Raw genomic sequence first — 24,985 nt, 5'->3', positions numbered from 1 at the left:
GAGAATGCTCTTTAATTCTCTGAATTTTCTCGTATTTTTTATCGTATTCTACGTCCTTTATCTGCGTCTGGGAACGCTCGGACAAAACCGTCTTTTGTTTTTCGGAGGATTGTTCTTTTACGGCTTCTGGAAACCGGAAATGGTTCTTCTTCTTTTATTCTGCATCGCGTTCAACTTTGCGGGCGGAATCCGTTTGGGCAAAGCGGAGGGCGCAACAAAACGAAGATGGTTCGCGTTTTTGATCGTTCTCAACTTGGGGATTCTGATCTTTTTTAAGTATATTCTGTTTTTATTAAGTATTTGGAACGATACTTTGGGCGTTCTGTCTCCGAGCGCCGCGGTGAAGATCCCGGAAATTCTTCTGCCAGTCGGAATTTCGTTTTATACGTTCCACAATATCAGTTATCTTTCGGATATAAACTCCGGAAAAATTCTTCCTTGCACGAATTTTGTCCGATTCGGAGTGTATGATCTCTTTTTTCCTTTGTTGCTTGCAGGTCCGATCGAAAGACCGGATTCCCTATTGCCCCAGATCGAAAACGAACGAACGGTTACGAGCGAAGGATTTTTGTCCGGAGCGATTCTTTTCTTATGGGGAATCTTTAAGAAGGTCTTTATCGGAGATCATCTTCTTCTTTTTACGGGAAGAGCGATGGAACCGGGAATGAATCTGGAACCCGGAATGATTTTCTGGATCGCGTTCTGTTTTGCCTTTCAGGTTTACGCGGACTTTAGCGGTTATACGGACGCGGCGAGAGGACTTGCCAAGGCTCTCGGTTTCCGTCTCTCTCTCAATTTTAATTTTCCGTTTATCTCTTCGAGTCCTGCCGAGTTTTGGAAGCGCTGGCATATTTCCTTGTCCACTTGGCTCCGCGATTATCTTTACATTCCGCTCGGAGGAAACCGTGTTTCCCTTTTAAGGCAGAATGTAAATCTAATGATCGTTTGGGTTTTGGGCGGGCTTTGGCACGGGGCGACCTACGGATATCTTGTTTGGGGCTGTTATTGCGGATTGCAGGTGGTCGGATATAACCTCTTTCAGAAATGCGTTCTCAAATTCGTTTCTTCGAATATTCGAATTTTAGAATGGGTTTTGAAGGTCGGGGGCGTTTTGCTCACTTTCTGGATGTTCGCTTTGGGCTTGCTTTTGTTTCAGGTTCGATCTCCGGGCGAACTTTGGGTTCTTGTTTTGAATGCCTCGGGGGGATTGTATTGGAACGGGATCTTTGCCGGGAAGTTGGTTTTCCTTTTGCTTCCGTTGATTGTCGTGGAGCCTTGGATGATCTTTGCCGGAGGAACGGATTCCTTTTTGGATCGGATCGTGAATCAACCGATTCGATGGATTCCTTTGTCCTTCGGGATTGCCGTGTTGTTTTTTCTCTTCGGCGTATTTGAGAAAAAGGAATTCTTTTACTTTCAATTTTAGAAAGGACTGTGAGGAGAGCAAATCCCGAATTATCGTTTTTCAAAGTAGATTTTGAAGAATTTGGGGGCGGGATAAGATTCGATGAATTATAAAAGCTTACTATTTTATACTCTTGTATTCTTTGTTTTTCTTGCCGGGATTCAATTCGCCGCGTTTCCGTTTTTAATTCCGTTCCAGGAAAAAAATTCATTTCTTTACGATCGCCTTTCGAGGATCGATTCTTCCTTGCTTACGGAATCGGGTTTCGAGAGATCGAAAGCTTTAGCTCCCGTCGTATTTTTGGGAGACAGTCAGATTCTTTCCGGAATTCATCCGCAGGAATTGGAAAAGAAAATCGGTCGTCCGATCTGGTTTTTACCTCGGCCCTCGGAACAACCCGAAGGGATGCTTTTGCGCTATAAGGACTACGAATCCAAAATCGGAATCAAACCGCATCTTGTGATCGTAAACGGTTCCGTATTTTCGCTTTCGGATATGGATGTTGCAAGCGCTCATCGAAGTCTCGTGTTGAATTACGATTCTTTTCATTTCGAAATTTTTACAACGCAACAGTGGAGCGATTTTTATCTCAAAACTCTTTCGAACGGAATTTTTTACCTTTTAGGAAGAGCTTTCCCGTTTCTGCGTTTGAACGCGGGAGTTTCCACCTCGTTTAAAATCGTGGGAGAGGGGGACGAGTTTAGTTATTCGGAAAAGAATTTGGATCGGCTTCTACACGGAAATCCGTTCGAAAAATGGAAACGGAATGCGGAACAAAATCGATTTCTGGAAATCGAATATTCAAAAAATAAAGGATACTTGAATTGGGGGAGTCGAACCTCTTTTGACGGTATTTGCGTTCGGAACGAGCGTCCGATCGATTTGCCTCCGAATCCGGAATTGGCCCTTCAGAAGACGAGAAAGTCCTCTTTGGAAGCTTGGAAGGATCTATTCGCCTACCTAAAGTCGAAGGACGTTTCCGTGTTGGCTCTCTCTTTGCCGTTTCGTCCCGACTTTGACGAAAGAGTTTCTCCTCTCCCTCAGGTGTCGATCTGGGAATCGATTCTTATAGAAAAGGAAATTCCGATTTTAAAAGTAGGTAGCCGCAAGTTTGATTCGAAAGACTTCGGGGATTATACGCACTTAAACGTTTGCGGGATGAGAAAACTGATTCCGATTTTGGCGGAAGAAATTCTTCGCTAAAACGAAAGAAGGCGTATGTTTTAGATGTCGCTTAACAACGCGCCATCTTTTTCTTGTTCCCGATCTTTCCCATCTTCTTCATTTTCAGAATGTATTCGGGAGCATCCGGGACGTTACACGCCGTGTTACCCATCAGGACTTCGACCTTGCCGATTTTTTTTGCCGTTTCGAGGGCCTCTTCGGAAAGCGCCTTATAAAAACCGCCGACTGCGATGACGAATCCGTTCATACAATAGCGAACCCGATTCTGCGACTTATGAATTTGGTTTTCCACTCGTTTGAGAAGTTTAGAAATTTCTTTCGGATCGATTTGATCGTCGGGAACGATGGACAATAAACTCGAAAGAGTGCTCCAACCGGAAGAGGCGACGCTTTCTTTGTCGGACTCGATCCATTCTTTGGCGAGTTCCCATCCGTACTTGCTTTCGGCGGCGATCCATGCGACCGTGCATTCGCTGATCATGGGAGAACCGGCGTTCTTTACCCAAGATTGAAGATCCTTTTTTTGAATCCGTTTTTCATCCGCGATCAGACCTGCGAGATACATCGCATCGACATTCCCCGTTTTGTATAACCGCAAAGAAAGTTCGTTGTCCTTTTTGATTTTCTTTTGAATCTTTTTGAGATCTCCCACTTTTACGCCGAAAACGTCTCCCTTGGCTCCGTGATTGATAAAGATTTTTTTGACGGATTCCGATCCCATACTTTTTAATTCTTTCATCACTTGATCGACGTTCATGAAAATCCTCTTGGATTTGATTTGGAAAGCGCCGTTCCGTTTTATAGGATCGTTGATTTTTGAAAAACAAAAATTCGCATCGAGGTTCATTGAAAGAATCAATCGATTTTCAAAGCAGACGCTTTGTCGGAACAACTAATTCGCAGAGAGAAAAGGACTTCCCAATCCCGAATACGAGAATCTACACGATCAACGATTTCGATCTTGTCCGTTTAAACGACGTTTTCAATCCGCCTTCGGCGTTTTTGTGATTCAGAAGTTCCTTACAAAATTCTTCCGCTGTGCGATCTCAGAAGAAGTTTCCATCTCTGATCGGACGATCGTATCGTTTAGATCGGGCCGTATGAAAACATCCGAGATCGCAGCAACAAGCGGTTGTTCTTAAGAAATTCTTTTCGTAACAAAGTCTTTGATTTTTTCCAACAGCGGAAACGAATAGTGAATCAATAAGGCCGCGAACAACAATGAAGACGTCAATAGAAGATAATATTTAATCGTCCATTCGAGTGCGACCTTGATTCGATGAAAGATTCCGATCTCGTCCGAGGATTTGTTTTCGTATAACGTAAGTAAGACGGTGCAAAATTCGTTTTCGGAATCGAATTCTCCCAAGCTGATTCCGAGCTTTTGGATTTCGTCTTCGATTTCCAGGATTCGATTTTCGAGGGTCACGAATTCGTCGATTCTTCCTCCTTTGCTCTTAAGAGAGTTTAAGGAGTTCCTCGTTTTTAACAGGGATTCTTTCTTTGCCTGCAAGTCCTTGTATTCGTTCGTCTTGTCCTTTTTATCGATCGTCAACAACAGTGTTTTTCCGATCTGTTTGAATTGTTCGACGAGTTCGTCGAACTTCTCCGGAGGAACGCCTACGGCGAGTTTGACGACTCGGTTTTTTCTCTGTTTCAGGCCGGAGCTGTTTTCGTACTGAATCACCGACCCGCTCGCGTTGATCGATTCCCTGATCTTTTTCTCGTCCGCTTTTATGTCCGAAGATTGCGATTCGATCGTTGCGACTTTTTCGTATTTTTGATCCACGCTTTTGGGAGCCGACCCCGTGTTTTCGTAGCGAATCTTTTTGGAAGCGATGTTCTGTTTGTTGAACGAGTTTTCTCCGCCTAGAAAGGAGCGATAGTTGTCGGCGACTTCCATTCCGGAAGATCGGGAGCCGTATGCGTATCCGTAAGCGAGACGAAAGAAAAAGAGGAAGAGAAAAACGCCGCCTGCTACGATCGAACCGAGTTTCCATTTTGAATTCATAAAAGCCTTTCTCCGTTGTCAAAAAGAATATTCTGAATATTGAATGTATATGACCTATAGTTCGGCGCCCGCGTTTCGTTCTTGGACGCATTTTTGCCGGGAAGTTGAGTTTTCAGGTTAAGCTTCGTTTTTCTTCAAGTGTGAAGAGAATCGCGTTAGTGCATAGATGATCAGATAGCCGAAGAAAATCGATACGGACATCAATACCAAAATTCCAAACAATTTTTGATTTCCCCTGATACGAATCAGAATCTCAATCATGTCTTCGTAAAGCGCGAGCGGATTTGTTATGATATCCCAGGAATTCCATCTGTAAAATCTTCCAATATATATTCCGAGCGCGGAGAGGGGCGCTACCGCTGAAACGAACAACCAGCTTACGAACGCGTTGAATTCGTCGTTCAATAGATTGTGGATGATTCTCAGGGATAAATAGCCGGAGAACAATCCGTTCCATGCAAACGAAAAGATCAGCAGAATATCGAACCAAAGCGGAATTCCCGGTTTAGATTTTAGATGGATGAAATCGGAAACGATATACGGAGAATTGGGAAAAAAAACGAGCCAAACTAAAATGAGAAGTACGAAGAAAAAATCGATCGATCTCTTTCTGACCTCGTAATAGAACCATAAGAAATAGGCGATCAACACCGGGATCAACGCTAAGATCAGATTCCACTTTAGAAAGACGTAATTTTGTTTTCCGGATAAGACGATTCTTAGTTCGATTAAGACAAGACTGAGTGCGCAGGATATAAACAAAGAAAGCGGAAGAAGCATCGTATGCGCGTATTTGCGTATCATATTCATTTCAACAGTCTTCTCCTCCGATTTTTCTGAATAAAATTCCGTTTGTTTCAGCAAGGATTCTTTCTCGATTCCTGATTATAAAAACGCGGGCGGCGACAACGTTACGGAGCCGCCGCAAATTCCACCGAGTAACCGAAGGTTTCTTCAAACGCCGTCTTTTGTTCTTCCGCGGCCCAAATCTCCAAAGAAGGATCGTATCCCTTGCTGGTCTTGAGCAGAAAGCGGATCTGGTTCTTCTCTATCCTGCACGTTACGGTCGGAACGAGACCGCCCCGATTTCGGTTTAACGCGGAGCTGATTCTCAAGATTGCGGAAAGCTGACTCACCAAGGTCCGATTCTTTTCCGCGAGCTTGTTGAACTCCCTGTGTTTCGGTTTCGGAGTATTCTTTCTGTGATACCGCGCCGTCAAAGCGATGATTTCGATTTCCAAAAAAGTAAAGCCGAGGAGCATCTCCGAGTTTCGGATCATATAATAACTGTGTTTGTGATATGCGGAATGGGAGATCGATTGTCCGATCTCGTGCAAAAGCGAGGCCGCTTCCAAAAGTTCGCGTTGTTCCTGTCCGAGTTTATGCAGGGGTTTCAGCTGATCGAAAATCTGCAGACTCAGATCGGCGACTCTTTGGGAATATTCTTCGTCCCGGGAAAACGAGAGCATAAAGTTATGCACCGAAGTTTGTCGAATGTCGTCTAGATGTTTGGAATGTTCGGTGTTCTCGAAGTGTTCCCATTTTCGGATCGTGTCGTACACGATTCCTTCCCGGAGCGCGAACTCGGAAACGGTCAACGCGGGCACGTTGGCGAGGTCGAAGACTTCTTCCAAAATGAGCGTTCCTCCCACGATGATGTCCGCGCGTTTGCTGTCGAGTCCCGGGATCTTGGCTCGCTTTTTGGATGTGTCCGCTTCCAAAATCAGGTTGCGGATCTTTTTGAATTCCGGGGTTACAAAGGAGAAGTTGTTGAGCGGAATTTCTTCGGTTTCTCCCCGGGACGCGAGAATCATTCCAGCAATCGCTTGAATCGTTCCCGACGAACCCACGACCAAATCGGGTTTTAAATCGCGCAGGATTTTGCGGAAGGGAAGAAGCATCTCTTCAATATACAATCTGCACTTTCGGATGTCGGAGTTGGAAAGGGTTTCTTCCTTAAAGAATTTTTCGGTGAGTCGGATGGCTCCTAACTTGAAACTCTTGGAGAAGAGAATGTTTCCTCTGTGGCCCACGAGAATTTCCGTGCTTCCTCCGCCGATGTCGATCATCATGATCTTCCGGTCGAATACGGGGATGCCCTGTAGGATTCCGAAGTAGATCAAACGGGCTTCTTCATAGCCGCTCACCACATCGATGGATATACCGGCTTCTTGGTATGCGGCTTCTAAGAATTCTTCCTGATTGGAAGCCTCTCGTAACGCGCTCGTAGCGACCGCTCTAATTTCCGCGCCTGCGCTTTCCGCGAGAATCTTGAATCGTTTCAGACAATCGATTCCTCTTCGAAACGAGTCGGGGTCGATCGGCCCGCCTTCTTGCAGTCGATTGCCCAAGCGAACGGATTCTTTTTCTCTTGCGATGGCTTCGAAGGTTCCGTTTGTGCGAACCCGAACGATGATCATGTGGAATGAATTGGTGCCTAGGTCGATGGCCGCGAGAGGTTTTTCCTGAACCATGGTTGAACAGATTGCTTTTTCGCTAAAATCGAATCCAGCTTAATTTGTTTTCTGATTTTTTTGTTTTGAGGTTGCCGGGAACCTCACCGCTGAAATTATTGAAACCGTTAAAATGCGGAAAGTTCTGCAGGAATTCCCGTTTTCAACAGATAATAAAGATAAAAAACCTCCGCGGTTGAAAGGTAACACGAAATGATATTTGATAATCTCTATGCCCTGTTTTCCAACGATATGGGAATTGACCTGGGGACGGCAAATACTCTGGTGCATGTTAAAGGACAGGGGATTGTTCTTTCCGAACCGTCCGTAGTTGCGGTTCACGCAGCGACCGGAAAGGTTCTCGCAGTAGGGCAGGAAGCAAAGCGTATGTTGGGTAGAACTCCCGGCGAAATCGTGGCGATCCGTCCGATGAAAGACGGGGTAATCGCAGACTTCGAAACCGTCGAAAAAATGATCCGTTATTTTATCGCGAAAGTGCACAACCGCACCACTTTCGTAAAACCAAGAATCGTGATCGGAGTTCCGTCCGGAATTACCGAGGTGGAACGACGCGCCGTTCGTGAATCGGCGGAACAAGCGGGCGCGCGCGAAATCTTCCTCATTGAAGAAGCGCTTGCCGCTGCGATCGGAGCGAACATCCCGATCAACGAACCTGCCGGAAACATGATCGTGGATATCGGCGGGGGAACCACGGAAATCGCCGTGATCTCTCTCGGGGGAATGGTAATCGCAGAATCCATCCGTACCGGCGGGGACGAGTTCGACGAAGCAATCATCAAATATCTCAGAAACCAATACAACCTGGTCGTCGGGGAAAGAACCGCGGAAGACATTAAGCTCACCATCGGAAACGCGTATCCGGAAAAGAAAGCGGAGACGATGGAAGTGCGCGGTAGAGACGCAATCTCCGGTTTACCGAGAACTCTCGAACTGGAATCCAACGAGATCCGCAAAGCACTCAAGGAACCGACAGACGAAATCTTAGACGGAATCAAACGAGTTCTGGAAAGAACTCCTCCCGAACTCGCATCCGATATCGTGGAAAGAGGAATCGTTCTGACCGGAGGCGGTTGCCTCTTAAGAGGACTCGAAACATATCTTTCCAAGGAAACCGGAGTTCCCGTTTTCCGTGCGGAGAACCCATTGACTTGTGTGGTTCTCGGAACCGGAAAGTATCTGGACGAGTTGAAATACATCAAGCCGGGAATTCGTTAAGAAGTTTCGTACGAAACGGGCCGTAACTCCGGACGAACGTCAGATCGTTCGGATCACGGCCGGGAGCAAAAGAAGATTCGATGTTATGGTTTCAGCTCAGCCGAAGTAAAGAGACGGTCTCACTCCTCTTTTGCGTTTTATTCTCCATTCTATCCTTAACGTTCCGAAGCAACGTAATCGTTCGAGGAATCGCCAGCTTTCAAAGAGTGGGCGATATCGTTTCGGGTTCCATCGATTCCTTCGGTGGATTTTTCAAAGGCGCTTACAACAAGTTAGAATCGTTTGAAACCGTCCGCAAGGAAAGGGATTCTTGCGTCGCTGTCATGGAAGATTACAAACTTCTTCCTCAGGATTTGGAAAAGGCGAACCGTGAAAACGATTCTCTCCGCAAAGAACTTCGCTTTCAAAGCAGACAAAAATACGCAAGCATCAAGGCAGAAGTTTTATCGGTTCGTTTGAACTCGATTTATAGAACCATCATCATCGACAAAGGCGCGGACGCGGGACTCAAACCCTATATGCCCGTGACCGCAAGAGCCGTGGATCAAAAGGGCGCGATCATCGAAGCCCTTGTCGGGAAAGTGATCGCCGTCACAGGCGGATCGGCCGTCGTTCAACCTCTCATCAACTCCAACTTCAACATGGGAGTTTCGATGCCCGATACGAATCTATGGGCCAATCTTTCCGGTAACTCGGGAAGAGGAACCGAAGCTCTTTTGAATTATATCGACAGCGGGATCATCATCGACCCGAGAGTGTTCGGAGAATATCCGATGGGCCCGAGCGAGATGATTCAATACACGGAGTCCTTGAGTAAGATCGGGAAACCGGTTTATACATCCGGAGGAGGCGGTGTTTTTCCCGCGGGAATTCCGGTCGGACTTATCACGGAAGAAGGACAACGAAACGGAAGTTTCAAAACCGCATTCTTAAAACCGTTCGTTCGTTTCGAGATGCTCGAAAGCGTAACGATCATTCTCAAGCTGCCCGAGAAGTGGCTGGAGACTTGGCCGGAAGGACAAAACATCACGATCGAAAATCCGTATTTCGGAGAACTCAATTATCCGGGAGAAGATCGTCAAAAAGAGAATCAATCCAAGAATCCTCTTTCGCCTAACGGGAATAAACCGCAAACCAACGCGCCTAAAAATCCTTCCGCCGCACCGAGCGAGGACGACCTGCAATGATCTTAGAAAAACTCGTTATCGCCGTCGGTATCCTAATCGCGCACTTTTTGAACGGCTCCAATCTGTTCGAGATCGGCTCCGCGATCAAACCGGACTTTATGATTCTTCTCGTGCTTTTTTTCGCGTTGAGAAGAGGTCCACTCTACGGACTTTGGATCGGATTTTTCGGAGGTCTTTTAACCGACTCGGGACTCGGGGGAGAAATCGCCGCGGGGAACGTGGTCACGTATAAAATCGGACTTCATTCTTTGACGTTTTGTCTGATCGGTTATCTCGTGGGAAAATTCGCGCGTTCCGCGTATCACGAGAATTATCTTTCGATCACGATCTATTCTTTGTTGATCACGTTCGTCACGAGAGTGGCGACCTATTATCTCTTCTCGTTGTTCTTTCATGAGAATATGAGTTATTCCTTATTCTTCACTTCGATCTTCAACGCGCTCATCGCCCCCGCGTTCTTTTACGCGCTGACCTGGATCTATCAATTGGATCACATGGGGGACGCGTAAGTTGTTCGGCGGCGCTCAGTCTGCGTCGGAGTACCGACTCGAAAGAAGTTTCCGTCTTCGACTTTATATCTTTTCGGGTCTCGTAGTATTCACGCTCGCGTCGTTTATCTTTCAGCTTTTCAATCTGCAGATCTTCAATGGAACGGACAACGCTCTCAAAGCGGAGAAGTTCGTACGGAAGAGCGAGATCATGCCGGCGGCCCGCGGTCAAATGTTCGATCGGAACTTTCTTACGCCTGAAACTTCGATGGCGCTCGTTTCGAACTATTCTTCCCTGGACGCGATCTTAAATACTTCCTTATTCAAATACGATCCCGCCGCAACGAAAGCGTTTATCCACGAATTTGCAAGAACGCTTTCTATTCCGATTTCGTATTACGAAGACGAACTGATCGAACCCCGTTTTTCCAGAAATCTCAAATCCAAAAAGCCGATCGTTTTGCTGGAAGGAATCACCACAGCACAACAGGAAAGAATATCAGTATTCGATAATATATCCAAATACATCATTCTTCTTCCTTCTCCGAGAAGAATCTACAAAATGGGACCTGCGCTCGCGCACGTTACCGGTTATATCGGTAAACCGACCCGGGACGATCTCGTAGCCGGTGAAATCAAGTCCTATCAATATCTAGGTAAGAACGGACTCGAATTGGAATACGATTCCGAACTTCGAGGTGTGGACGGATTTAGAATCCAAAAACGAAGTTCCGAGGGAAACATCGAAGAAGAACGCGTAGTCGAACATTCTTCTCCCGGTAATAATTTAATTCTGACCATCGATAAGGACATTCAGATCGCCGCGCACAAGGCTCTCAAAGGAAGCAGAGGAACCGCGATCGCGATCAAGGTCGCCACGGGTGAAATTCTCGCGATGGCTTCCAATCCGAGTTACGATCCGAACATCCTATCCGGAAAGAATAAGGCGGATCGGACCGGACATTTCAAACGCGTAAAGGACAACGGAGGATTTTTGAATCTCGCGATTCAATCCAAGTTTCCTCCCGCGTCGACGTATAAAACGTTAGTCGCTCTTGCCGCTCTCGAAAGCCAACACAAGATCGGATATACTCCGGAAACTTCGTATTCCTGCAACGGAAGTTTCGTACTCAAGTCCACGTTTGCGGGAGTTCCCGATCAGGTCTTTATGTGTTGGGAAAAAGGCGGTCACGGAACCAACGACCTCGCGCACGCCTTGCAGAAATCCTGTTCGGTTTATTTTTACAACCTCGGTTATAAACTCGGTTCCGACGCGATCTTAAATTATTCCCGCCTTTTCGGATTGGAGAATAAGTCCAAGGTCGATCTTCCCGGAGAAATCACCGGTTTCGTTCCTTCCTCCGCTTGGAAGAAGAGAACGTACGGAACGAAGTGGTTCGACGGAGATACGATCAACCTTTCGATCGGTCAGGGATTTATTTCTTCCACCCCGATGGGAATGGCCTTGTTTTACATGGGTCTTCTCAATCGAGGACAGATCTATCAACCTTACGTTGTCAGTGAGATCCGAGATCCGGTTGATAACTCCATCATCAACAGAACGACCCCGCAAATATTAAGAGACATTCCGATCAATCAATCTTCGGTGGAAGCGATCAAAGAAGGATTGAAGCTCGTGGTCAAAAGCGGAACCGCGGCGTATGTCTTGAACAAACCGTACTTACCGGACATCGCCGGAAAAACGGGAACGGCTCAGACGAGAAGAAGAGGGGCGTCCGGTTCCAACCACGCTTGGTTCGTGGGATACGCGCCTGCAAACGCTCCCGCCAGCGAACAAGTGTTAATCGTAGTATTCGTGGAATACGGGGTCGGTGGAGCCGCGGGAGCTGCGCCGGTCGCGAGAGAAATGTTTCACGCGGCGTTTCCACCGGGAACATTCAAAAAATCGCAAGATGGAGTCGCACCGCCTTCTTTGCCGTCGACGGGACAGGAGGGAACGCTTGAAGCCAGATAAGTCCATTGAAAAGATCGATTACTTTTTGGTGATCTCCGTCGTCATCGTCGTCCTTTGCAGCGTATTGACTCTCTACAGTCAGGAAGTCAATTTCGAGGACGGACCCGGAAAGTGGTATCGTCAGCTTTTTTACTTCATCATCGGCCTTGTGATCATGTATTTCGTATCCCGAGTCAACTATCAGTTGTTAGGCGCTTACGCCCTCGTGATTTACGTCTTTACCGTCTTTTTACTGATGATCACGTTGATACCGGGGATCGGTCACTTGCCCTCCGGAAGAGGGGCGCGTTCTTGGCTTAAGATCGGACCGATCGGGATTCAGGCCTCGGAGTTCGCGAAGTTGTCCACGGTGATTCTGCTCGGTCAGTTCATGGTACTGAAAGAGAAGGACATGAAAAATCTCGTAGTTCTTTCGATTCCGTTCGTGATCGTGATCGTTCCGATGATCTTCATTCTATTGCAGCCTGACTTCGGAACCGCGGTTTCGTTTCTGCCGATCCTTTTTACGATGCTCTTTCTCGGAGGAGCGGACATTCTCCATATCGGATCTTTGCTTGCGTTTGGAGGAATCACGTTGATGGTTCCTATGTTCGTGGAATATTCCAGATTGACCTTGATCAACGACATCTCCGACTTCCTGCAAAGAACCGGAAAGACGGATCTTTTGTCCGTGGTCAACAGACTCGGAGGAAAGATTTGGCTGGCTTTGGACGGAAAGGATCTCAAAGCCGCGAACCTCACACCGAAGACTCTCAACGCCTTGAAGGAAGTGGTCGATCAAGTCGTGGAAGTGGAAGGAGGATTCTTCTTTAAGATTCTTTCCAATCAAAAACTTCTTTTGACGTTCGGAGCGATCTTTTTGATCGCGAGTCTCGTGATGGTGGGAATCCGAATCGCGCGAGGAAGCAGAACATTACGACAATATTATATTCCTCTCGGGATTTTGGGAATCAGCCTGATCTCCGCGGTCGTCGTGATGAAGACGGTACCGTTCCGCGAAAACCAGGTCGTTCGACTCACTGCGTTTTTAAATCCGGAAGAATTCAAACAAGGCGCGGGTTATCAATTGCGCGCGTCCAAACCCGCGGTCGGATCGGGAAGATTTTTCGGAAAAGGTCTGATGAACGCCGAGATGACGGAAGGAAGAATTCCTCACGTACCAGAATCCAGCACCGACTTCATCTTCGCCTCTTGGGCGGAACAAACCGGATTTTTAGGTTCGGTGTTTTTGTTATTCTTTTTATTTTCGATACCGCTTCGAGGACTTCAGATCAGTTACGAAAGTAAGGACCGATTCGGATCGCTTCTCGCTTCGGGGATCGTCGCGCTTCTTTTCTATCACATGGCGATCAATATCGGGATCGTGATCGGTCTTATGCCCGTCACGGGAATTCCGTTGTCGTTTATGAGTTACGGAGGGTCCCATTTGATCATGTCCATGACCGCGGTCGGAATCATTCTTTCCATTAAGAGTAGAAAACACGCCAACTAAAAGGATGGCGGGCGCCTTCTTTTCATTGCATGAAAAGAACCGCGCTCTGCCGCTATTGAACTCATCTCACTCCCTACGGGTCGTTCGAAATGCTCCGGCCGCTTTGCAGCCGCGTTTGTGCGAAAAGAATTCGCGAAAGAGATCCGAAAATTCTTCCAAAAATTGAAACTGTCCGATATTAAAAGAGAACACGTATGGACCCGGTTAGAGATTCCCGATTCTTTTTCGATTTAAAACATAAGTTCGAAAGCATTTTGGAAGAGGTCGAAAAAAAGACCTTCGACCAAAAGGACGAGATCCGCGAACTCGAAACTCTTTGGGATGAGATGTTCAGTCTTGCCGGGAAAAACGATTCTCCCTATTTTCAGATTCGACTGAAAACCCTCAAGAAGCAGCTCGATACGTTCGTACGCAACAAGGGTTACGAAAAAAACGAGTTCGACCGCATCTTTCATCAGCTCGGAAAGATGAAACGAACCGATTCGGTGGAATTTCTAGATGAATCCTTACGCAACCGTCTCGAAAAAATCGCGGAACATCATTATTCTCCCGGGGATATGATTTCATCCGGCGTTGTGCTTCCTTCGGCCACGAACAAAAAAGGAAACCAATACATTACGTTTCGCTGCGGAACGATTTACTTCATCACGGATCGTTCTTCGTATACCATTCTCAAGGATTTGGACCGAAGAAAAAACACGGTCGAATACAAAGGACAGGTTTATCGGATTTTTCCGAGCGCGTTCGTATACGGACTTTCCGAAGAGGAATATCGAAACGAAAGTTTTCTTACGATGAATTTGCTCGTTTTAAAGCGTGAAACCGGTTTGGAATTCTACCGCTTTGATACGTTAGGCGAAATACTTCAGATCAACGAAGGAACGTTCCGAAAAGGTCTCAAATCTCTGGAAAACGCGGAGATTCGGAGCGAAGACAATCGCATCCGTCATTATTTTCGAAAAGCCGGAGTTCGGTATTACTACATTCCCGCCGCTTCGTAAACGCTCCGAACATCTCTCGAGCTGCGCGATTTGCGTTTCAAATAGGTTTTCGGTTTAATCCAATTTCGAAAACACGGTTCCGGCGGCGCGTTTGGAAATGCGTTGATACTTTGCATAGGAATCGACTAAGGCGGATCGAATCGCGCGTTTGTCTTTAACACCGGATTTTGCGGCGGTGTCGACTAACGCTTGAATCAGATACGCTTCGGGCGCCATAAACGTTCTCGTTAAAACGACGGAAGTCGAACCGATCGACCGCAGAACGGGGCCGAAGTATTTTTCGCTTTCACAAGCTAAGACCGCGGTCGGTTTCGGAGAATTCGACGACCGTTTCCAATTCGGAGGCAAACGATCCATCAATCGATCGTGACCCGCCCATACGATCAGATCCGATCCGCTGTTTCCCGCGCTCGCATTTAAGAAGTCGCTTAACGCGTCGTCGATCCTGTCTCCCGCATACGCGTGAAATAGAATCGAAACTTTTTGTTCTCCCTTTTGAGGAATTCGTTCCACCCGAAGTCGTCTTAAAACGGGAGAACCTTGTCTTTCATCGCTGCGTTCGACGACTTTGTAGCCGGATGCCTTCTTAAAAAACGATTCCACGCCGTAGGCTGCGCCCCAGTAAAGATTTCCTTCGAGTGAACGGACATCTCCCGCTTTTCCTTTTCCGCACGCGAGCTGAGTTCCGTCGCACAAGGGAACGAACACTTCTATTCGAATCGCTTCCACGGAGAAAGGAGCGACGAAACCGAAGAACCAAAAAAATCCGATCCATCGTAGTGAATGTTGAAAGAAGGAATGTCGCGCGTGCATCGGTTTTATAACAATGGAAGATGGGAAGGTTGATTGAAAATCGACGGAACGAAGATCGCTACCGATACCTGTTCTTTTACGACGATCGGTAAATGGTTGAAAACGGATTTTAAAAAAGGAGGAATGAAGAGGAACGGAAAAGTCCCCGGAGAAACGAATTTTCCCCGGGATTATTTTTAGTCTTCCGAGTCTTCGAGAAGATTGTTCAGGCTTTCGATCAATACGTCGACTTCCACACCGTAGCCCATACAAACTTGCTCGATCGTTTCAAGTTCGTTGATGGAGCAATGTGAGCAACCGCCTAAATGGTAGCTTGAAAAAACGAGCCCCGCTTCCGGGTGAACAGCCATAGCCTCACCTACAGTCATTTCCTTATAAAATCTTGGCTTGACCACTTCTGTCATTGAATATCTCCTATCACTAAAATACCGCACTCGAATTCAAACGATACGGATATTTTGCTTCTGCAAACCGCGAAAAATAAACCGAGTCGCGTCTCGTCGAACCGAAACCGCCTCGAAGTTGCAGCTGCTTCCAATATATAGACCTGGGAAAGAAAGTCAAGAGCTATGTTTTTTGAAGAATCAGGAAGATTTTACATCCGAATCGAGGAACGTTTCGAATCCTCTCATTTTCTCTATCGCTATTTTCCGGACGGATCGGACGAACCCATTCACGGACATTCCTGGAAAGTAGAGTTATACCTTTCGGGAAAAAAGAATATCGGAGAGGACGGAATCAGCTTCGACTTCCTCACTTCCAAACAAAAGCTCAAGGAGCTTGTCGGAAAGTTAGATCACATTCTGATCAACGATTTGGAAGAATTTAAGACGATCAATCCGACATCCGAAAATATCGCCCGATGGTTTTATCATTATCTCAAAGAAAGCGTCCATTCGGCCGGCGGCAAAGTCGACCGGATCGTCATCCACGAAGGCCCCGAAAACTTAGCCTATTTCGAGCCAACATCGTTCCCGTAAGGAACGATGTTGCAGAAATGACAACGGAGTGTCGTCATTTCGCTTCCAACGAAGTTGGAAAATAGTTCCCTCAAAGAACTGCGTTGCGGAAATGGTCGTAGCTATACTTCGCGCTCGTAGCTCAGCCAAGCCGCAAAATCATTCTTCCTTTCCGCAAAGATACGCGTTATCTACAGTAATGGAAGAGCAAATATCCGACTAAAACGATCGTAAATACAAGACTGAAAAAGAAACCGATCTTAACCGGTTGCGTATGCGTGCGATAACCCGAAAGATAAATGTGAAGCGTTAAAAATCCCACCGCGATCGCTTCGGTAATCAAAGCCGCGAGAACCGGAGGCTGCGGACCGAAAAATAAAATCAAAGCCGCGGGAAGAAATCCTAAGAAGCTCATAAACGCGCCCGTGGTAATCCACATCATCAGAATCAAACGGGATTGTCGTTCGTCCGGAAACTGAAAGAAACCGACCGCCGCTCCGACGATCAATTGGTGAATCAATCCGTGCAGAGTGTAGAGAATTCCGGATGCTATCAGAATGATTTCGGCGAAGTGAATGTGTTCGAATGAGTTCAATGGCTTTCTCGGATTTATTTTTTTCTAAACATATTGGACGTGTTCCGTTTCTCAATCAAAATTCATGTTGACCCGACCCTTCGAAAAAAATGTAATAGAGACCGAAAAAAAATAGAATCGAGTTTTTATGCATCAAGAGCTATGGGCGCCTTCCTCCGATCGAATCGAATCATCCAATCTAGTCCGTTATCAAAAATTTCTAAAAGAGAAAAAGAATCTTTCCGTATCCTCGTTTGAAGAGCTGCGAGCCTGGTCCGTAAAGGACATAGGCGCGTTTTGGGAAAGCATTTGGGAATTCTCCGAAGTCGTTCATTCCAGGAAATACGAAACTCCGTATCGCAAAGCGGAGAATTTCACCGATTCCCGATTTTTTCCAGGAGCAAAACTGAATTTTGCGGAAAACCTTCTGCGGAGAAACGATTCCTTTCCCGCTCTGATTTATCGAGGAGAGGACGGTTCCAAACGCGAGGTCAGTTATGCGGAATTGCGCGGCTACGTGGGAGCGATTGCGAAGGATCTCAAAAAAAGAGGAGTCAAACCGGGAGATCGCGTTGCGGGTTTGATGCCGAACGTTCCCGAGACGGTGATCGCCATGCTTGCAGCGACTTCGATCGGAGCGATTTGGAGTTCTTGTTCTCCCGATTTCGGAGCGAAAGGAGTTTTGGATCGATTCGGACAAATCGAACCGAAGGTTCTGTTTACCACGGACCGTTATGCGTTTAAGGGAAAGGATCTTTCTCTTGCGGAGAATCTAACGCAGATTCTCGAGTCGATTCCTTCTCTGGAAGCGGTGATCGTATCGGATTACAAAAAAGGAATTCTGCATTTCAAGGAACGAACGAACACGGTATTGCCGGAAGGATATCCGAAAAAGAATATTCATCTTTTTGAAAGTATTCTAACGGAGAATTTCGGAGCCGAGCCGGAATTCCATCAGACCGGTTTCGATCATCCGGTGTACATCATGTATTCTTCCGGAACGACGGGGCTTCCGAAATGTATGGTTCAAGGCGCGGGAGTTTTCATCAATCATTGGAAGGAATTGGTTCTTCATTGCGATCTCAAACCCGGAGAAAGGATTTTTTATTATACTACCTGCGGCTGGATGATGTGGAACTGGCTCGTGAGTTCTTTGTCGGTCGGCGCGACGGTCGTTTTGTTCGACGGAAATCCGTTTCATCCCGGACCTGAGATTCTCTTTCAGATCGCCGCCGAGGAAAAGATCAACGTTTTCGGAGTGGGGGCAAAATACATTCTTACTTTGGAGAAGTCGGAGTTTCAACCGAAGGGTTTGGATCTTACTCCGATGCGCGCCGTTTTATCTACGGGTTCTCCGTTGACCGGGGCCGGGTTTCGATACGTGTATCGGACGTGGAAAAAGGATCTGCAGCTCTCGTCGATTTCGGGGGGAACCGATCTCAACGGTTGTTTTGCATTAGGAAATCCGAATATTCCCGTTCATGAAGGCGAGATTCAATGCCGCGGTCTCGGAATGGACGTGGAAATTTGGAACGAATCGGGAAAATCGGTCACGGAAGAAAAAGGAGAACTCGTCTGTAAACAACCGTTCCCTTCGATGCCTTTGTATTTTTGGAAGGATCCCGAAGGGAAAAAATACAAGTCCGCTTATTTCGAAACCTTTCCCGGTGTTTGGTGTCACGGAGATTTTGCGGAGTTGAAGAAGAACGGAGGTCTCGTCGTTTACGGCAGATCGGATGCGACTCTCAACCCGGGCGGCGTACGAATCGGGACCGCGGATCTTTACAGCTTGATCGAAACCTTTCCCGAAATCGCCGATTCCGTCATCATCGGTCAGGATTGGAAAGAAGACGTTCGAATCGTTTTGTTTTTAAAGATGGTCGGCGGTAAGAATCTCGACGATTCTCTCGTTCAAAAATTAAAAAAGGAAATCAAGGACAAGGTTTCACCGCGCCACGTTCCTTCCAAAATCATCGCGGTTCCCGATATTCCGTATACGATCAACATGAAGAAGGTGGAGATCGCGGTCAAACGCACCGTCCAAGGCGAACCAGTCACCAACAAAGAGGCGTTGAGCAATCCGGAAAGTTTAGAATATTATAAAAATCTTTTAGAGTTGCGGACGGACTAAGGATGATTTCCGTGAGTCGATCTTTTTTCGGATTCTTTGTCGGAACCTTTGCGGAAAAAAGGATCGGCAAAACCGTCGTAAACGGACAAGGGGGGGCGGAGGTCTTCTTTTGGGAAGTGATAGGGGGACAGGTTGCCGGAGTTCCGTCCACGTTCCGTAGATCGTTCGGTAGGGTCGGGCTAAGCCGGATCGTCAAACTTCTCCTTTTGATTTCGGCCACGGCCATTTTTTGGATCGGCGGAGCGGAGCATTCTCCCGTAAATGCACAGGTCGATACATTCAAGTTTTATAATTCTTCCCGGCTCAAGGAAATTTTGGAAAAGGGGGAATTGAAGGTTGCCGGAAATCCAGCGGACGAACCCTTCTATGTTCCGAATGCAAAGGAAGGATATCCCGGTTTTGATTACGAACTCGGCAAGGCGTATGCGGACTTTTTAGGAGTGAAGTTTACCTTCGTTCCCTATCCTGAATTCAACGAGTTTGCGGACGCGATCAAAAAGAAGGAAGCGGACATGGCCTTGTCCGGAATTTCAAGCAACATCGAACGATCCAAACGCGTGAAATTCAGCGCCGCGTATTTGATCTCGACTCCGGCAGCGTTGATTCGAAAAACTTCTCTTCCTCCTCCGCCGGAAGGAAATATCATTACGACACAAAGTTTTCGAAGTATTTTGGATCTCGCGGACGTAAGCGGAGTTACGTTTGCGGTTCGATCTTTTTCCAATCGGCACGAATATCTTCTCAAGAAGTTTAAGAACAATCGGATCTTCACATACGGGGATACTCCTTCCGCTTGGGAAGCCGTTAAAAATGGAACCGCGAATTGCCTTGTGGCGGATTCTTTTTACATCAAGGGGTTGTTGTTGAAGGACAAATCGATCGCGTCCAACTTCCGGCCTCTTTTGGAACCCGTGCAAAGAGAGGATATCAGCGCGGCGTTTCCATCCGGAGATCTCGTATTGATTCGCAATTTTGAATTCTTTCTTTCGGAGCTGAATCGTTCGGGCGTTTTGCGCGAAATGGAAGATAAGTATTTTAACAAATCGGATTGGGTTCCGTAAAAGAAAGCGGCCGGTCTACCGGCCACTTTGCAATCGAAAGTAGTAGTCGATGTCGAGGAAAGCGCTCGCAAGTCGATCGACCTTGCGAACATTCCGAAATTCTTACTGAATCGAATTGGAAATCCGCTCTCTCAATTCGAGATAACGCGTCTGGTTGGAAAGAATGATCTCGTTGTATTCGGGAACTCCTCCCCAACGATCCACGGCACCGGGACCAGCGTTGTAAGAAAGAAGGGCTTTCGGTGTGTCTCCTTTTCTCAAATCCAAAAGGTAGTTCAGATAGGAAACTCCGAGGTGAATGTTGACTTCGGGTTTGTGGAGATCGTTTAGGTTGATTCTCCAGCCTTCTTTTTTGGAAAGCCAGTTCGCAGTCGCGGGCATGATTTGCATAAAGCCGCGTGCGTCCTTGGGGGAACGGGCCGTGGCCTTGAATTCGGATTCGAGGTGGATCAACCCGATGAGCAGGCTGACTTTGTCGGTGTCGGAACAACGAAAGGTGCAGGATTCTAAATCCAGCCTTCTGGATTCCTGGAGAATGACATGGGAGAGTTTTTGGAGAGATTCAGCGGAGAGAGAAGGTCGGACCTCCGCGATATATGCCTGAATGGCCTCTAATTCTATGGATTCTTCGTCCAGAACGATCTTTTTCTGATTGAGGGCTCCTGCAAGCGGAGCGAGAAGCAGTTGGAAGCTCAAAGGTAAGAGCAGCCAAAGTAAATACCGGAAACGAAATCGGGTCATCTTGCGAAAATTCATGGGATGCCTCCGTAGATTCAAATTTGTGCAACGCACAATCTATGACCAGTTTTTTGGCGGTGCACCATAGGTCAAGGCATTTATTCGGGGTTTGGGAGGCCGTGGAAACGGGGAAAGTGGACGGAACTCCGGCCGTTTTTACGGAAGAATTTTTGTGGACGGGCTTACTCAAGCTTCAACGAAACGATTCGCTGAGAATCAGGACTTGCCGTAAGACGATAGGTCTCCGATCGGAAACCTATCGCTCTTCTTCGTCGATTCGGAATTCGCTAATTTTCCTTTTAACGAATCTTATCCCACCAAGGTTCGGAAGGAAAGGCCGTTCTTCCGTCCACCGTTTCTCCGGGTTTCGGAGTGACCAGATCGATGGAATGCGGCTTTGCTGCGTCGACGGTTCTGCGGATCGGTTCTTCCCAGGAATGAATCGCGAGATTGAACGTTCCCCAATGAACCGGAAGCATTCGCTTCGATTTTAAATCCAGATGCGCTTGAACGGCTTTTTCCGGATTCATGTGAATTCCTTCCCAAGTATAATCGTAGGCGCCGACCTTGATCGAAGTCAGATCGAACGGCCCGAGACGTTTTCCGATTTCGGTAAAATGGGGAGAATAACCCGTGTCCCCGCTATGAAAGAATTTATTTTCGGGACCGATCACGCTCCAAGAAGACCAAAGAGTCGACTTACGGTTGAAAAGACCCCGGCCCGAATAATGAACCGCGGGAGTGCAGACGATTTCGACTTTCCCGATATTGCCTTTTTCCCACCAATCGAGTTCGACGATTTGACTTTCCGGAATTCCCCAGCGTTCGAGATGTGCGCCGACTCCGAGCGGAATGAAATACTTCGTTCCTTTCGACGTTAGGTGTTTGGCGGTGTTCATATCGAGATGATCGTAGTGATCGTGGGAAATCACGACCGCGTCGATCTTCGGTAAATTCTCCAGTGCGATCGGAGGAGGAAAGAATCGTTCCGGACCCAAGCTCGTAAACGGCGAAACCTTATCCGCAAATACGGGATCGGTGAGAATTCTCACTCCGTCGATTTCAACCAGAACGGACGCATGTCCGAGCCAAATGGCTCTCAGACCGGGCGAAGCATTCTCCGGAAACTGTTTCGGATCGGGATAAACGACCGGAATCGGCGCGGGAGGAATTCTTTGTTCGCTTCCGAACAATTGTCTCCAGAGCATTTCGGTGTACGATCCGGCGACGAGCATAGGCACATACGGATCGTTTTCGAATAATCCGTCCCGATACATCTTCGACGTTTTCATTCTTTCCAGACGTTTGCCTTCGGGAGTTCCTCCGAAGGAACTCAGACAAGCCGTCTGCATAAAAACCAAAACGACGATCGCGATCAGAAAGATCAAAGATAAGAATGAAACTTTTTGAATCCGATTTCCGTACATACCTTCTCCTTGAAAACGAACTTAAGCCGCGACTTTTGCGGATCTGAGTAAAGCGAACTTCATCATTCCGAATAAGAGTCGGTCGGAAAGAAATTTACGCAATCCCAAAAGCGTTTTCGCATCCATTCCGACCACGTATCGCAGACGTTTGGAAGAACTTTTTGCGGCTTTGAAGATCACTTTTGCAACCGCTTCGCTTCGGCTTGTCATCATCGCGTCTTCCATATTCTTGAAGACCGCTTCGGAGAATTGTTTATATTCTCCCGGAGCTTGTTCGGAAGTGGAATCGGAGGAACGTCCGATAAAGTCGGTCGCGATCGCGCCGGGTTCGATGAGTTTAACTCGGATTCCGAACGGATGCAGTTCGTATTGAAGAGATTCGGTGAAACCTTCGAGCGCCCATTTCGTGGAATGATAAAGGCTATAAAGAGGGAAGGTGATTCTTCCGCCCATAGAAGCGACGTTGATGATGAGTCCTTTTCTTTTTTTGCGGAAGTGAGGAAGAATTTTCTGAATCACATCCATCGCACCGAACACGTTCGTATCGAATTGTCTTTGGATTTGTTCCTTGCTTGCTCCTTCGAACGGACCGACGAGCCCGTAACCCGCGTTGTTGACGAGAACGTCGATTTCTCCGAACGCTTTGATGCCTTCGGCGATCGCTTTGTCGATGCTCTGACCGTCGGTGACGTCGAGTTTTGTGCAAAGAAGATTCGGAAGATTTTTGAGTTCCGTTTCTTTTTCCGGATTTCTCATCGTTGCGATCACGTTCCAGCCTTTGGCTTGGAAATGCTTGGCCGCCGCTTTTCCGATTCCGGAAGAAGTTCCCGTGATTAAAACAGTTCTGCGTTTCATTCTTATTTTGCTCCTTGTGGTGACTTGAAGTCATTATAAAATGACCTTTGGTCAATTTATAATGACCGTAAGTCATTGTCAATGGAAAACGGGAGGAGGTTTATAGGAAAAGAGGATTGTGTTTGTAAACGGAAATCCGATTGTTGGAAAAGAGGGGAATCGATCTCGGATTCTTACTCGAAACAAGAGCCCGATCCGATGAAAAGCCGCGCAGTAAAAGACGACGATAAGAAGGTCAAAAAGGATCTTTTGGTCAAGGCCGCGATTTCCCTGTTTAACAAATCTTCCTTTGAAAAGATTTCCATGGATCAGATCGCGAAGAAAGCCGGTGTGGCAAAAGGCACGTTGTATCTCTATTTCAAAACCAAGGAAGAACTCTTTCTCGAAATTCATCGGATGGATTACGATGCTTGGTTTGCGGGCTTTCAGGAATTTCTTCGCTCCAAAAATCCGGGGCTTTCCGCGTCGGAATTGGCGCAATGGATCACCAACTCGTTAAAAGAAAACCAGAGAACCGTTCGATTGATGGCGATCGCGTCGGCGCTTTTGGAAAAGAACATCGCGTATGAAAGCGCCTTCCGTTTAAAAGATTCCGTTCGCAAAAGTGTTCTCGAATCGGCCCCGGAACTTTGTAGGGTTCTAAAATTCAAAAAGAACGAGGACGCGATTTTATTTCTCACCTACCTGCACGCGCTGATCACCGGTCTTTGGCACCACGCGGAGCCGGCTCCGATCGTTACGAAGGTTTTGAATTCTTCTCCCGAATTTGCCGTGTTTCGGATCGATTTTTTTCAGACTTTGGAAGTCGGAATCGTTTCCATTCTGGCCGGGTTGCAGAAGAATTTACCGTAAAACCCGGTTTTTCGGCCGGAGTTCCGTCCACTTTCCCCGAAAAACGGGTGATTTTTTCTACTGATTTCGAAATCGGCCAGAGTTTTTCAGAGATCGGCGCGAGCTTTGGTTTAGAATATTCTATAGTGATCGCTACAAAAATAAAAAGATAAGTTTGAAGGAGTGAAATCATGACCCTTGAAATCAAAACGAAAAAAAGAAACTTAAAGCCCATCGACGCGAATCAACCGACCGTTCGAAAGATGGATTTTGAAGGAATGGGCAACCTTCCCAATCACTATTTTGCGGGGAATTCTTTCATCACGCATATCATCAATTCGTATCATATTCTTTTTCCGGAAGGAGAAAGATTCTTTATCAAGAGCGTAAAAGCGTATGCGGATCAGGTAACGGACCCGAAATTACAAACGGCGATCAAGGCGTTTATCGGACAAGAAGTGCAACACGGAAAAGAACACGAAAAGGTTTTGGAAGTTCTCGCAAAACAAGGGAAGCCCGTCACTCGTTTCGTGAAATTTTTTGAATGGAGCGCGTTCAAAGTGATGCTTCCGTTTTTCGAATTCTTTTTCGGAAAGAAATTGAAACTTTCCGTGACCGCAGGAATGGAACACTACACCGCGACGATGGGCGAGATCACATTGCGACACGGATTTCACGATAAGGCTTACGGAGAAATGCGCGAACTTCTTTTATGGCACGCATGCGAAGAGATCGAACACAAATCGGTGGCGTATGACGTGCTTCAGACCGTATCGAACAGTTACGTGCTTCGCATCTTCGGATTCTTTTTAGCGTCCTGGATTTTTTGGGGTTACGTCGCGTTCTTTCAACACTGGTTTATTTTGACCGATTCGGATGTGGGGTTCAAAAAATATTTTCAAGATCTAAAAGCGTCTCGCCCTTTCGGAAAAATTCTTTTTTTAGAAACGGCGCAGGCGTTCTTTCTATATTTGAAACCGAGCTTTCATCCGAGGCAAACCGGAGGTTACGATCTCGCAAATGCGGCTTTGGCAACAATCTGAAGAAAAGAATGTCGAGAATTCACAGATACAATTGCTAAAATAAATTTGTGAACGAAGGGCTTGAACTTTCGTTCACGAATTCGAGATTAACTGAGTTTGGTATTTTCCGAAGAAGCGGTA

Annotated in this window: 23 protein-coding genes; 13 read left to right on the top strand and 10 right to left on the bottom strand. The window is 46.8% G+C overall.

The genetic code is table 11. The annotated features are described in order from the left end of the window. The first annotated feature begins 4 nt into the window (after nt 1-4). Complete coding sequence (locus tag DLM76_RS00180; RefSeq protein ID WP_118964053.1) at nt 5-1,426, top strand: MBOAT family O-acyltransferase; 1,422 nt, start codon at nt 5-7, stop codon at nt 1,424-1,426. Nucleotides 1,427-1,507: 81 nt separating this feature from the next. Next, complete coding sequence (locus tag DLM76_RS00175; protein ID WP_241548147.1) at nt 1,508-2,608, top strand: hypothetical protein; 1,101 nt, start codon at nt 1,508-1,510, stop codon at nt 2,606-2,608. 31 nt (nt 2,609-2,639) lie between these two features. Here the strand turns inward: DLM76_RS00175 and DLM76_RS00170 are convergent, their stop codons facing one another. The 4 genes from DLM76_RS00170 to DLM76_RS00155 all read right to left on the bottom strand — a co-directional run bounded on the left by DLM76_RS00170 (nt 2,640) and on the right by DLM76_RS00155 (nt 7,075). Continuing rightward, nucleotides 2,640-3,347: a DNA alkylation repair protein gene (locus DLM76_RS00170; RefSeq protein ID WP_118964516.1), complete on the bottom strand. Its 708-nt coding sequence runs from the start codon at nt 3,345-3,347 to the stop codon at nt 2,640-2,642. A 381-nt stretch (nt 3,348-3,728) separates the two neighbouring features. Continuing rightward, complete coding sequence (locus tag DLM76_RS00165) at nt 3,729-4,601, bottom strand: DUF4349 domain-containing protein (protein WP_118964052.1); 873 nt, start codon at nt 4,599-4,601, stop codon at nt 3,729-3,731. A 117-nt stretch (nt 4,602-4,718) separates the two neighbouring features. Further along, nucleotides 4,719-5,411 (bottom strand): DUF1361 domain-containing protein, encoded by a 693-nt coding sequence (locus DLM76_RS00160; RefSeq protein WP_241548146.1) that lies wholly within the window; start codon nt 5,409-5,411, stop codon nt 4,719-4,721. A 101-nt stretch (nt 5,412-5,512) separates the two neighbouring features. After that, nucleotides 5,513-7,075, bottom strand: a complete 1,563-nt coding sequence (locus DLM76_RS00155; protein ID WP_118956437.1) for a Ppx/GppA phosphatase family protein — start codon at nt 7,073-7,075, stop codon at nt 5,513-5,515. A 192-nt stretch (nt 7,076-7,267) separates the two neighbouring features. Between DLM76_RS00155 and DLM76_RS00150 the strand changes: the two genes are divergently transcribed. From DLM76_RS00150 to DLM76_RS00125, 6 genes are all read left to right on the top strand, one after another. Then, a complete protein-coding gene (locus DLM76_RS00150; protein WP_010574148.1) occupies nt 7,268-8,290 on the top strand; it encodes a rod shape-determining protein in 1,023 nt (340 codons plus the stop codon). An 80-nt stretch (nt 8,291-8,370) separates the two neighbouring features. Beyond that, the gene (gene mreC / locus DLM76_RS00145) at nt 8,371-9,477 is read left to right on the top strand and encodes a rod shape-determining protein MreC (RefSeq protein WP_118956438.1); all 1,107 of its coding nucleotides are present in this window, start codon (nt 8,371-8,373) and stop codon (nt 9,475-9,477) included. Further along, on the top strand, nt 9,474-9,986 hold the full coding sequence (mreD, locus tag DLM76_RS00140; protein WP_010574150.1) for a rod shape-determining protein MreD: 513 nt from the start codon (nt 9,474-9,476) through the stop codon (nt 9,984-9,986). Before mreC ends, mreD begins: the two co-directional genes overlap by 4 nt. A 1-nt stretch (nt 9,987) precedes the next feature. Beyond that, nucleotides 9,988-11,940, top strand: coding sequence for a penicillin-binding protein 2 (gene mrdA / locus DLM76_RS00135; protein WP_118964051.1), 1,953 nt, complete (start codon nt 9,988-9,990; stop codon nt 11,938-11,940). Next, on the top strand, nt 11,927-13,432 hold the full coding sequence (gene rodA, locus DLM76_RS00130) for a rod shape-determining protein RodA (RefSeq protein WP_118964050.1): 1,506 nt from the start codon (nt 11,927-11,929) through the stop codon (nt 13,430-13,432). The genes mrdA and rodA overlap by 14 nt, the downstream gene beginning before the upstream one ends. A gap of 194 nt (nt 13,433-13,626) precedes the next feature. Next, complete coding sequence (locus tag DLM76_RS00125; protein ID WP_118964049.1) at nt 13,627-14,433, top strand: hypothetical protein; 807 nt, start codon at nt 13,627-13,629, stop codon at nt 14,431-14,433. 54 nt (nt 14,434-14,487) lie between these two features. Here the strand turns inward: DLM76_RS00125 and DLM76_RS00120 are convergent, their stop codons facing one another. Together DLM76_RS00120 and DLM76_RS00115 are read right to left on the bottom strand one after the other, a co-directional pair. After that, nucleotides 14,488-15,246, bottom strand: a complete 759-nt coding sequence (locus DLM76_RS00120) for a hypothetical protein (RefSeq protein WP_118964048.1) — start codon at nt 15,244-15,246, stop codon at nt 14,488-14,490. A 176-nt stretch (nt 15,247-15,422) separates the two neighbouring features. Beyond that, entirely contained in the window at nt 15,423-15,650 is a 228-nt protein-coding gene (locus DLM76_RS00115; RefSeq protein ID WP_010574154.1) for a DUF1858 domain-containing protein, read from the bottom strand. Between the two features lie 165 nt (nt 15,651-15,815). On the opposite strand from DLM76_RS00115, the gene DLM76_RS00110 reads away from it, so the two are divergent. Further along, complete coding sequence (locus tag DLM76_RS00110; RefSeq protein ID WP_118956442.1) at nt 15,816-16,226, top strand: 6-carboxytetrahydropterin synthase; 411 nt, start codon at nt 15,816-15,818, stop codon at nt 16,224-16,226. A gap of 166 nt (nt 16,227-16,392) precedes the next feature. Here the strand turns inward: DLM76_RS00110 and DLM76_RS00105 are convergent, their stop codons facing one another. Next, nucleotides 16,393-16,800: a type 1 periplasmic-binding domain-containing protein gene (locus tag DLM76_RS00105; RefSeq protein ID WP_118956443.1), complete on the bottom strand. Its 408-nt coding sequence runs from the start codon at nt 16,798-16,800 to the stop codon at nt 16,393-16,395. Between the two features lie 127 nt (nt 16,801-16,927). Between DLM76_RS00105 and DLM76_RS00100 the strand changes: the two genes are divergently transcribed. Together DLM76_RS00100 and DLM76_RS00095 are read left to right on the top strand one after the other, a co-directional pair. Next, entirely contained in the window at nt 16,928-18,910 is a 1,983-nt protein-coding gene (locus DLM76_RS00100; protein WP_118964047.1) for an acetoacetate--CoA ligase, read from the top strand. 209 nt (nt 18,911-19,119) lie between these two features. Beyond that, nucleotides 19,120-19,971, top strand: a complete 852-nt coding sequence (locus DLM76_RS00095) for a substrate-binding periplasmic protein (protein WP_429946398.1) — start codon at nt 19,120-19,122, stop codon at nt 19,969-19,971. Between the two features lie 102 nt (nt 19,972-20,073). Here the strand turns inward: DLM76_RS00095 and DLM76_RS00090 are convergent, their stop codons facing one another. The 3 genes from DLM76_RS00090 to DLM76_RS00080 all read right to left on the bottom strand — a co-directional run bounded on the left by DLM76_RS00090 (nt 20,074) and on the right by DLM76_RS00080 (nt 22,991). Further along, nucleotides 20,074-20,727 carry a lytic transglycosylase domain-containing protein gene (locus DLM76_RS00090; RefSeq protein ID WP_118964046.1) on the bottom strand — a complete coding sequence of 218 codons (654 nt, stop codon included), beginning with the start codon at nt 20,725-20,727 and terminating at the stop codon, nt 20,074-20,076. 281 nt (nt 20,728-21,008) lie between these two features. Then, nucleotides 21,009-22,136: an MBL fold metallo-hydrolase gene (locus tag DLM76_RS00085; protein ID WP_118964045.1), complete on the bottom strand. Its 1,128-nt coding sequence runs from the start codon at nt 22,134-22,136 to the stop codon at nt 21,009-21,011. A 21-nt stretch (nt 22,137-22,157) separates the two neighbouring features. Next, the gene (locus DLM76_RS00080; protein WP_118964044.1) at nt 22,158-22,991 is read right to left on the bottom strand and encodes an SDR family oxidoreductase; all 834 of its coding nucleotides are present in this window, start codon (nt 22,989-22,991) and stop codon (nt 22,158-22,160) included. 198 nt (nt 22,992-23,189) lie between these two features. On the opposite strand from DLM76_RS00080, the gene DLM76_RS00075 reads away from it, so the two are divergent. Next, nucleotides 23,190-23,843 (top strand): TetR/AcrR family transcriptional regulator, encoded by a 654-nt coding sequence (locus DLM76_RS00075; protein WP_158586062.1) that lies wholly within the window; start codon nt 23,190-23,192, stop codon nt 23,841-23,843. 170 nt (nt 23,844-24,013) lie between these two features. Continuing rightward, nucleotides 24,014-24,865, top strand: a complete 852-nt coding sequence (locus tag DLM76_RS00070) for a metal-dependent hydrolase (RefSeq protein ID WP_118964043.1) — start codon at nt 24,014-24,016, stop codon at nt 24,863-24,865. Nucleotides 24,866-24,985 lie beyond the last annotated feature (120 nt).

Source organism: Leptospira yasudae (assembly GCF_003545925.1).
GTDB classification, from domain to species: Bacteria; Spirochaetota; Leptospiria; order Leptospirales; family Leptospiraceae; genus Leptospira; species Leptospira yasudae.
This window is presented reverse-complemented; position numbering and strand designations above follow the sequence as displayed.

What these genes read in the sequence shown, in the direction of transcription:
- DLM76_RS00120 (WP_118964048.1), bottom strand. Translation starts at nt 15,246, where the DNA reads ATGCACGCGCGACATTCCTTCTTTCAACATTCACTACGATGGATCGGA.
- DLM76_RS00080 (WP_118964044.1), bottom strand. Translation starts at nt 22,991, where the DNA reads ATGAAACGCAGAACTGTTTTAATCACGGGAACTTCTTCCGGAATCGGA.
- DLM76_RS00170 (WP_118964516.1), bottom strand. Translation starts at nt 3,347, where the DNA reads ATGAACGTCGATCAAGTGATGAAAGAATTAAAAAGTATGGGATCGGAA.
- DLM76_RS00155 (WP_118956437.1), bottom strand. Translation starts at nt 7,075, where the DNA reads ATGGTTCAGGAAAAACCTCTCGCGGCCATCGACCTAGGCACCAATTCA.
- DLM76_RS00180 (WP_118964053.1), top strand. Translation starts at nt 5, where the DNA reads ATGCTCTTTAATTCTCTGAATTTTCTCGTATTTTTTATCGTATTCTAC.
- DLM76_RS00175 (WP_241548147.1), top strand. Translation starts at nt 1,508, where the DNA reads ATGAATTATAAAAGCTTACTATTTTATACTCTTGTATTCTTTGTTTTT.
- DLM76_RS00075 (WP_158586062.1), top strand. Translation starts at nt 23,190, where the DNA reads ATGAAAAGCCGCGCAGTAAAAGACGACGATAAGAAGGTCAAAAAGGAT.
- DLM76_RS00160 (WP_241548146.1), bottom strand. Translation starts at nt 5,411, where the DNA reads ATGAATATGATACGCAAATACGCGCATACGATGCTTCTTCCGCTTTCT.
- DLM76_RS00085 (WP_118964045.1), bottom strand. Translation starts at nt 22,136, where the DNA reads ATGTACGGAAATCGGATTCAAAAAGTTTCATTCTTATCTTTGATCTTT.
- mreC (WP_118956438.1), top strand. Translation starts at nt 8,371, where the DNA reads ATGTTATGGTTTCAGCTCAGCCGAAGTAAAGAGACGGTCTCACTCCTC.
- DLM76_RS00070 (WP_118964043.1), top strand. Translation starts at nt 24,014, where the DNA reads ATGACCCTTGAAATCAAAACGAAAAAAAGAAACTTAAAGCCCATCGAC.
- DLM76_RS00125 (WP_118964049.1), top strand. Translation starts at nt 13,627, where the DNA reads ATGGACCCGGTTAGAGATTCCCGATTCTTTTTCGATTTAAAACATAAG.
- DLM76_RS00110 (WP_118956442.1), top strand. Translation starts at nt 15,816, where the DNA reads ATGTTTTTTGAAGAATCAGGAAGATTTTACATCCGAATCGAGGAACGT.
- DLM76_RS00090 (WP_118964046.1), bottom strand. Translation starts at nt 20,727, where the DNA reads ATGAATTTTCGCAAGATGACCCGATTTCGTTTCCGGTATTTACTTTGG.
- DLM76_RS00100 (WP_118964047.1), top strand. Translation starts at nt 16,928, where the DNA reads ATGCATCAAGAGCTATGGGCGCCTTCCTCCGATCGAATCGAATCATCC.
- mreD (WP_010574150.1), top strand. Translation starts at nt 9,474, where the DNA reads ATGATCTTAGAAAAACTCGTTATCGCCGTCGGTATCCTAATCGCGCAC.
- DLM76_RS00115 (WP_010574154.1), bottom strand. Translation starts at nt 15,650, where the DNA reads ATGACAGAAGTGGTCAAGCCAAGATTTTATAAGGAAATGACTGTAGGT.
- DLM76_RS00150 (WP_010574148.1), top strand. Translation starts at nt 7,268, where the DNA reads ATGATATTTGATAATCTCTATGCCCTGTTTTCCAACGATATGGGAATT.
- DLM76_RS00165 (WP_118964052.1), bottom strand. Translation starts at nt 4,601, where the DNA reads ATGAATTCAAAATGGAAACTCGGTTCGATCGTAGCAGGCGGCGTTTTT.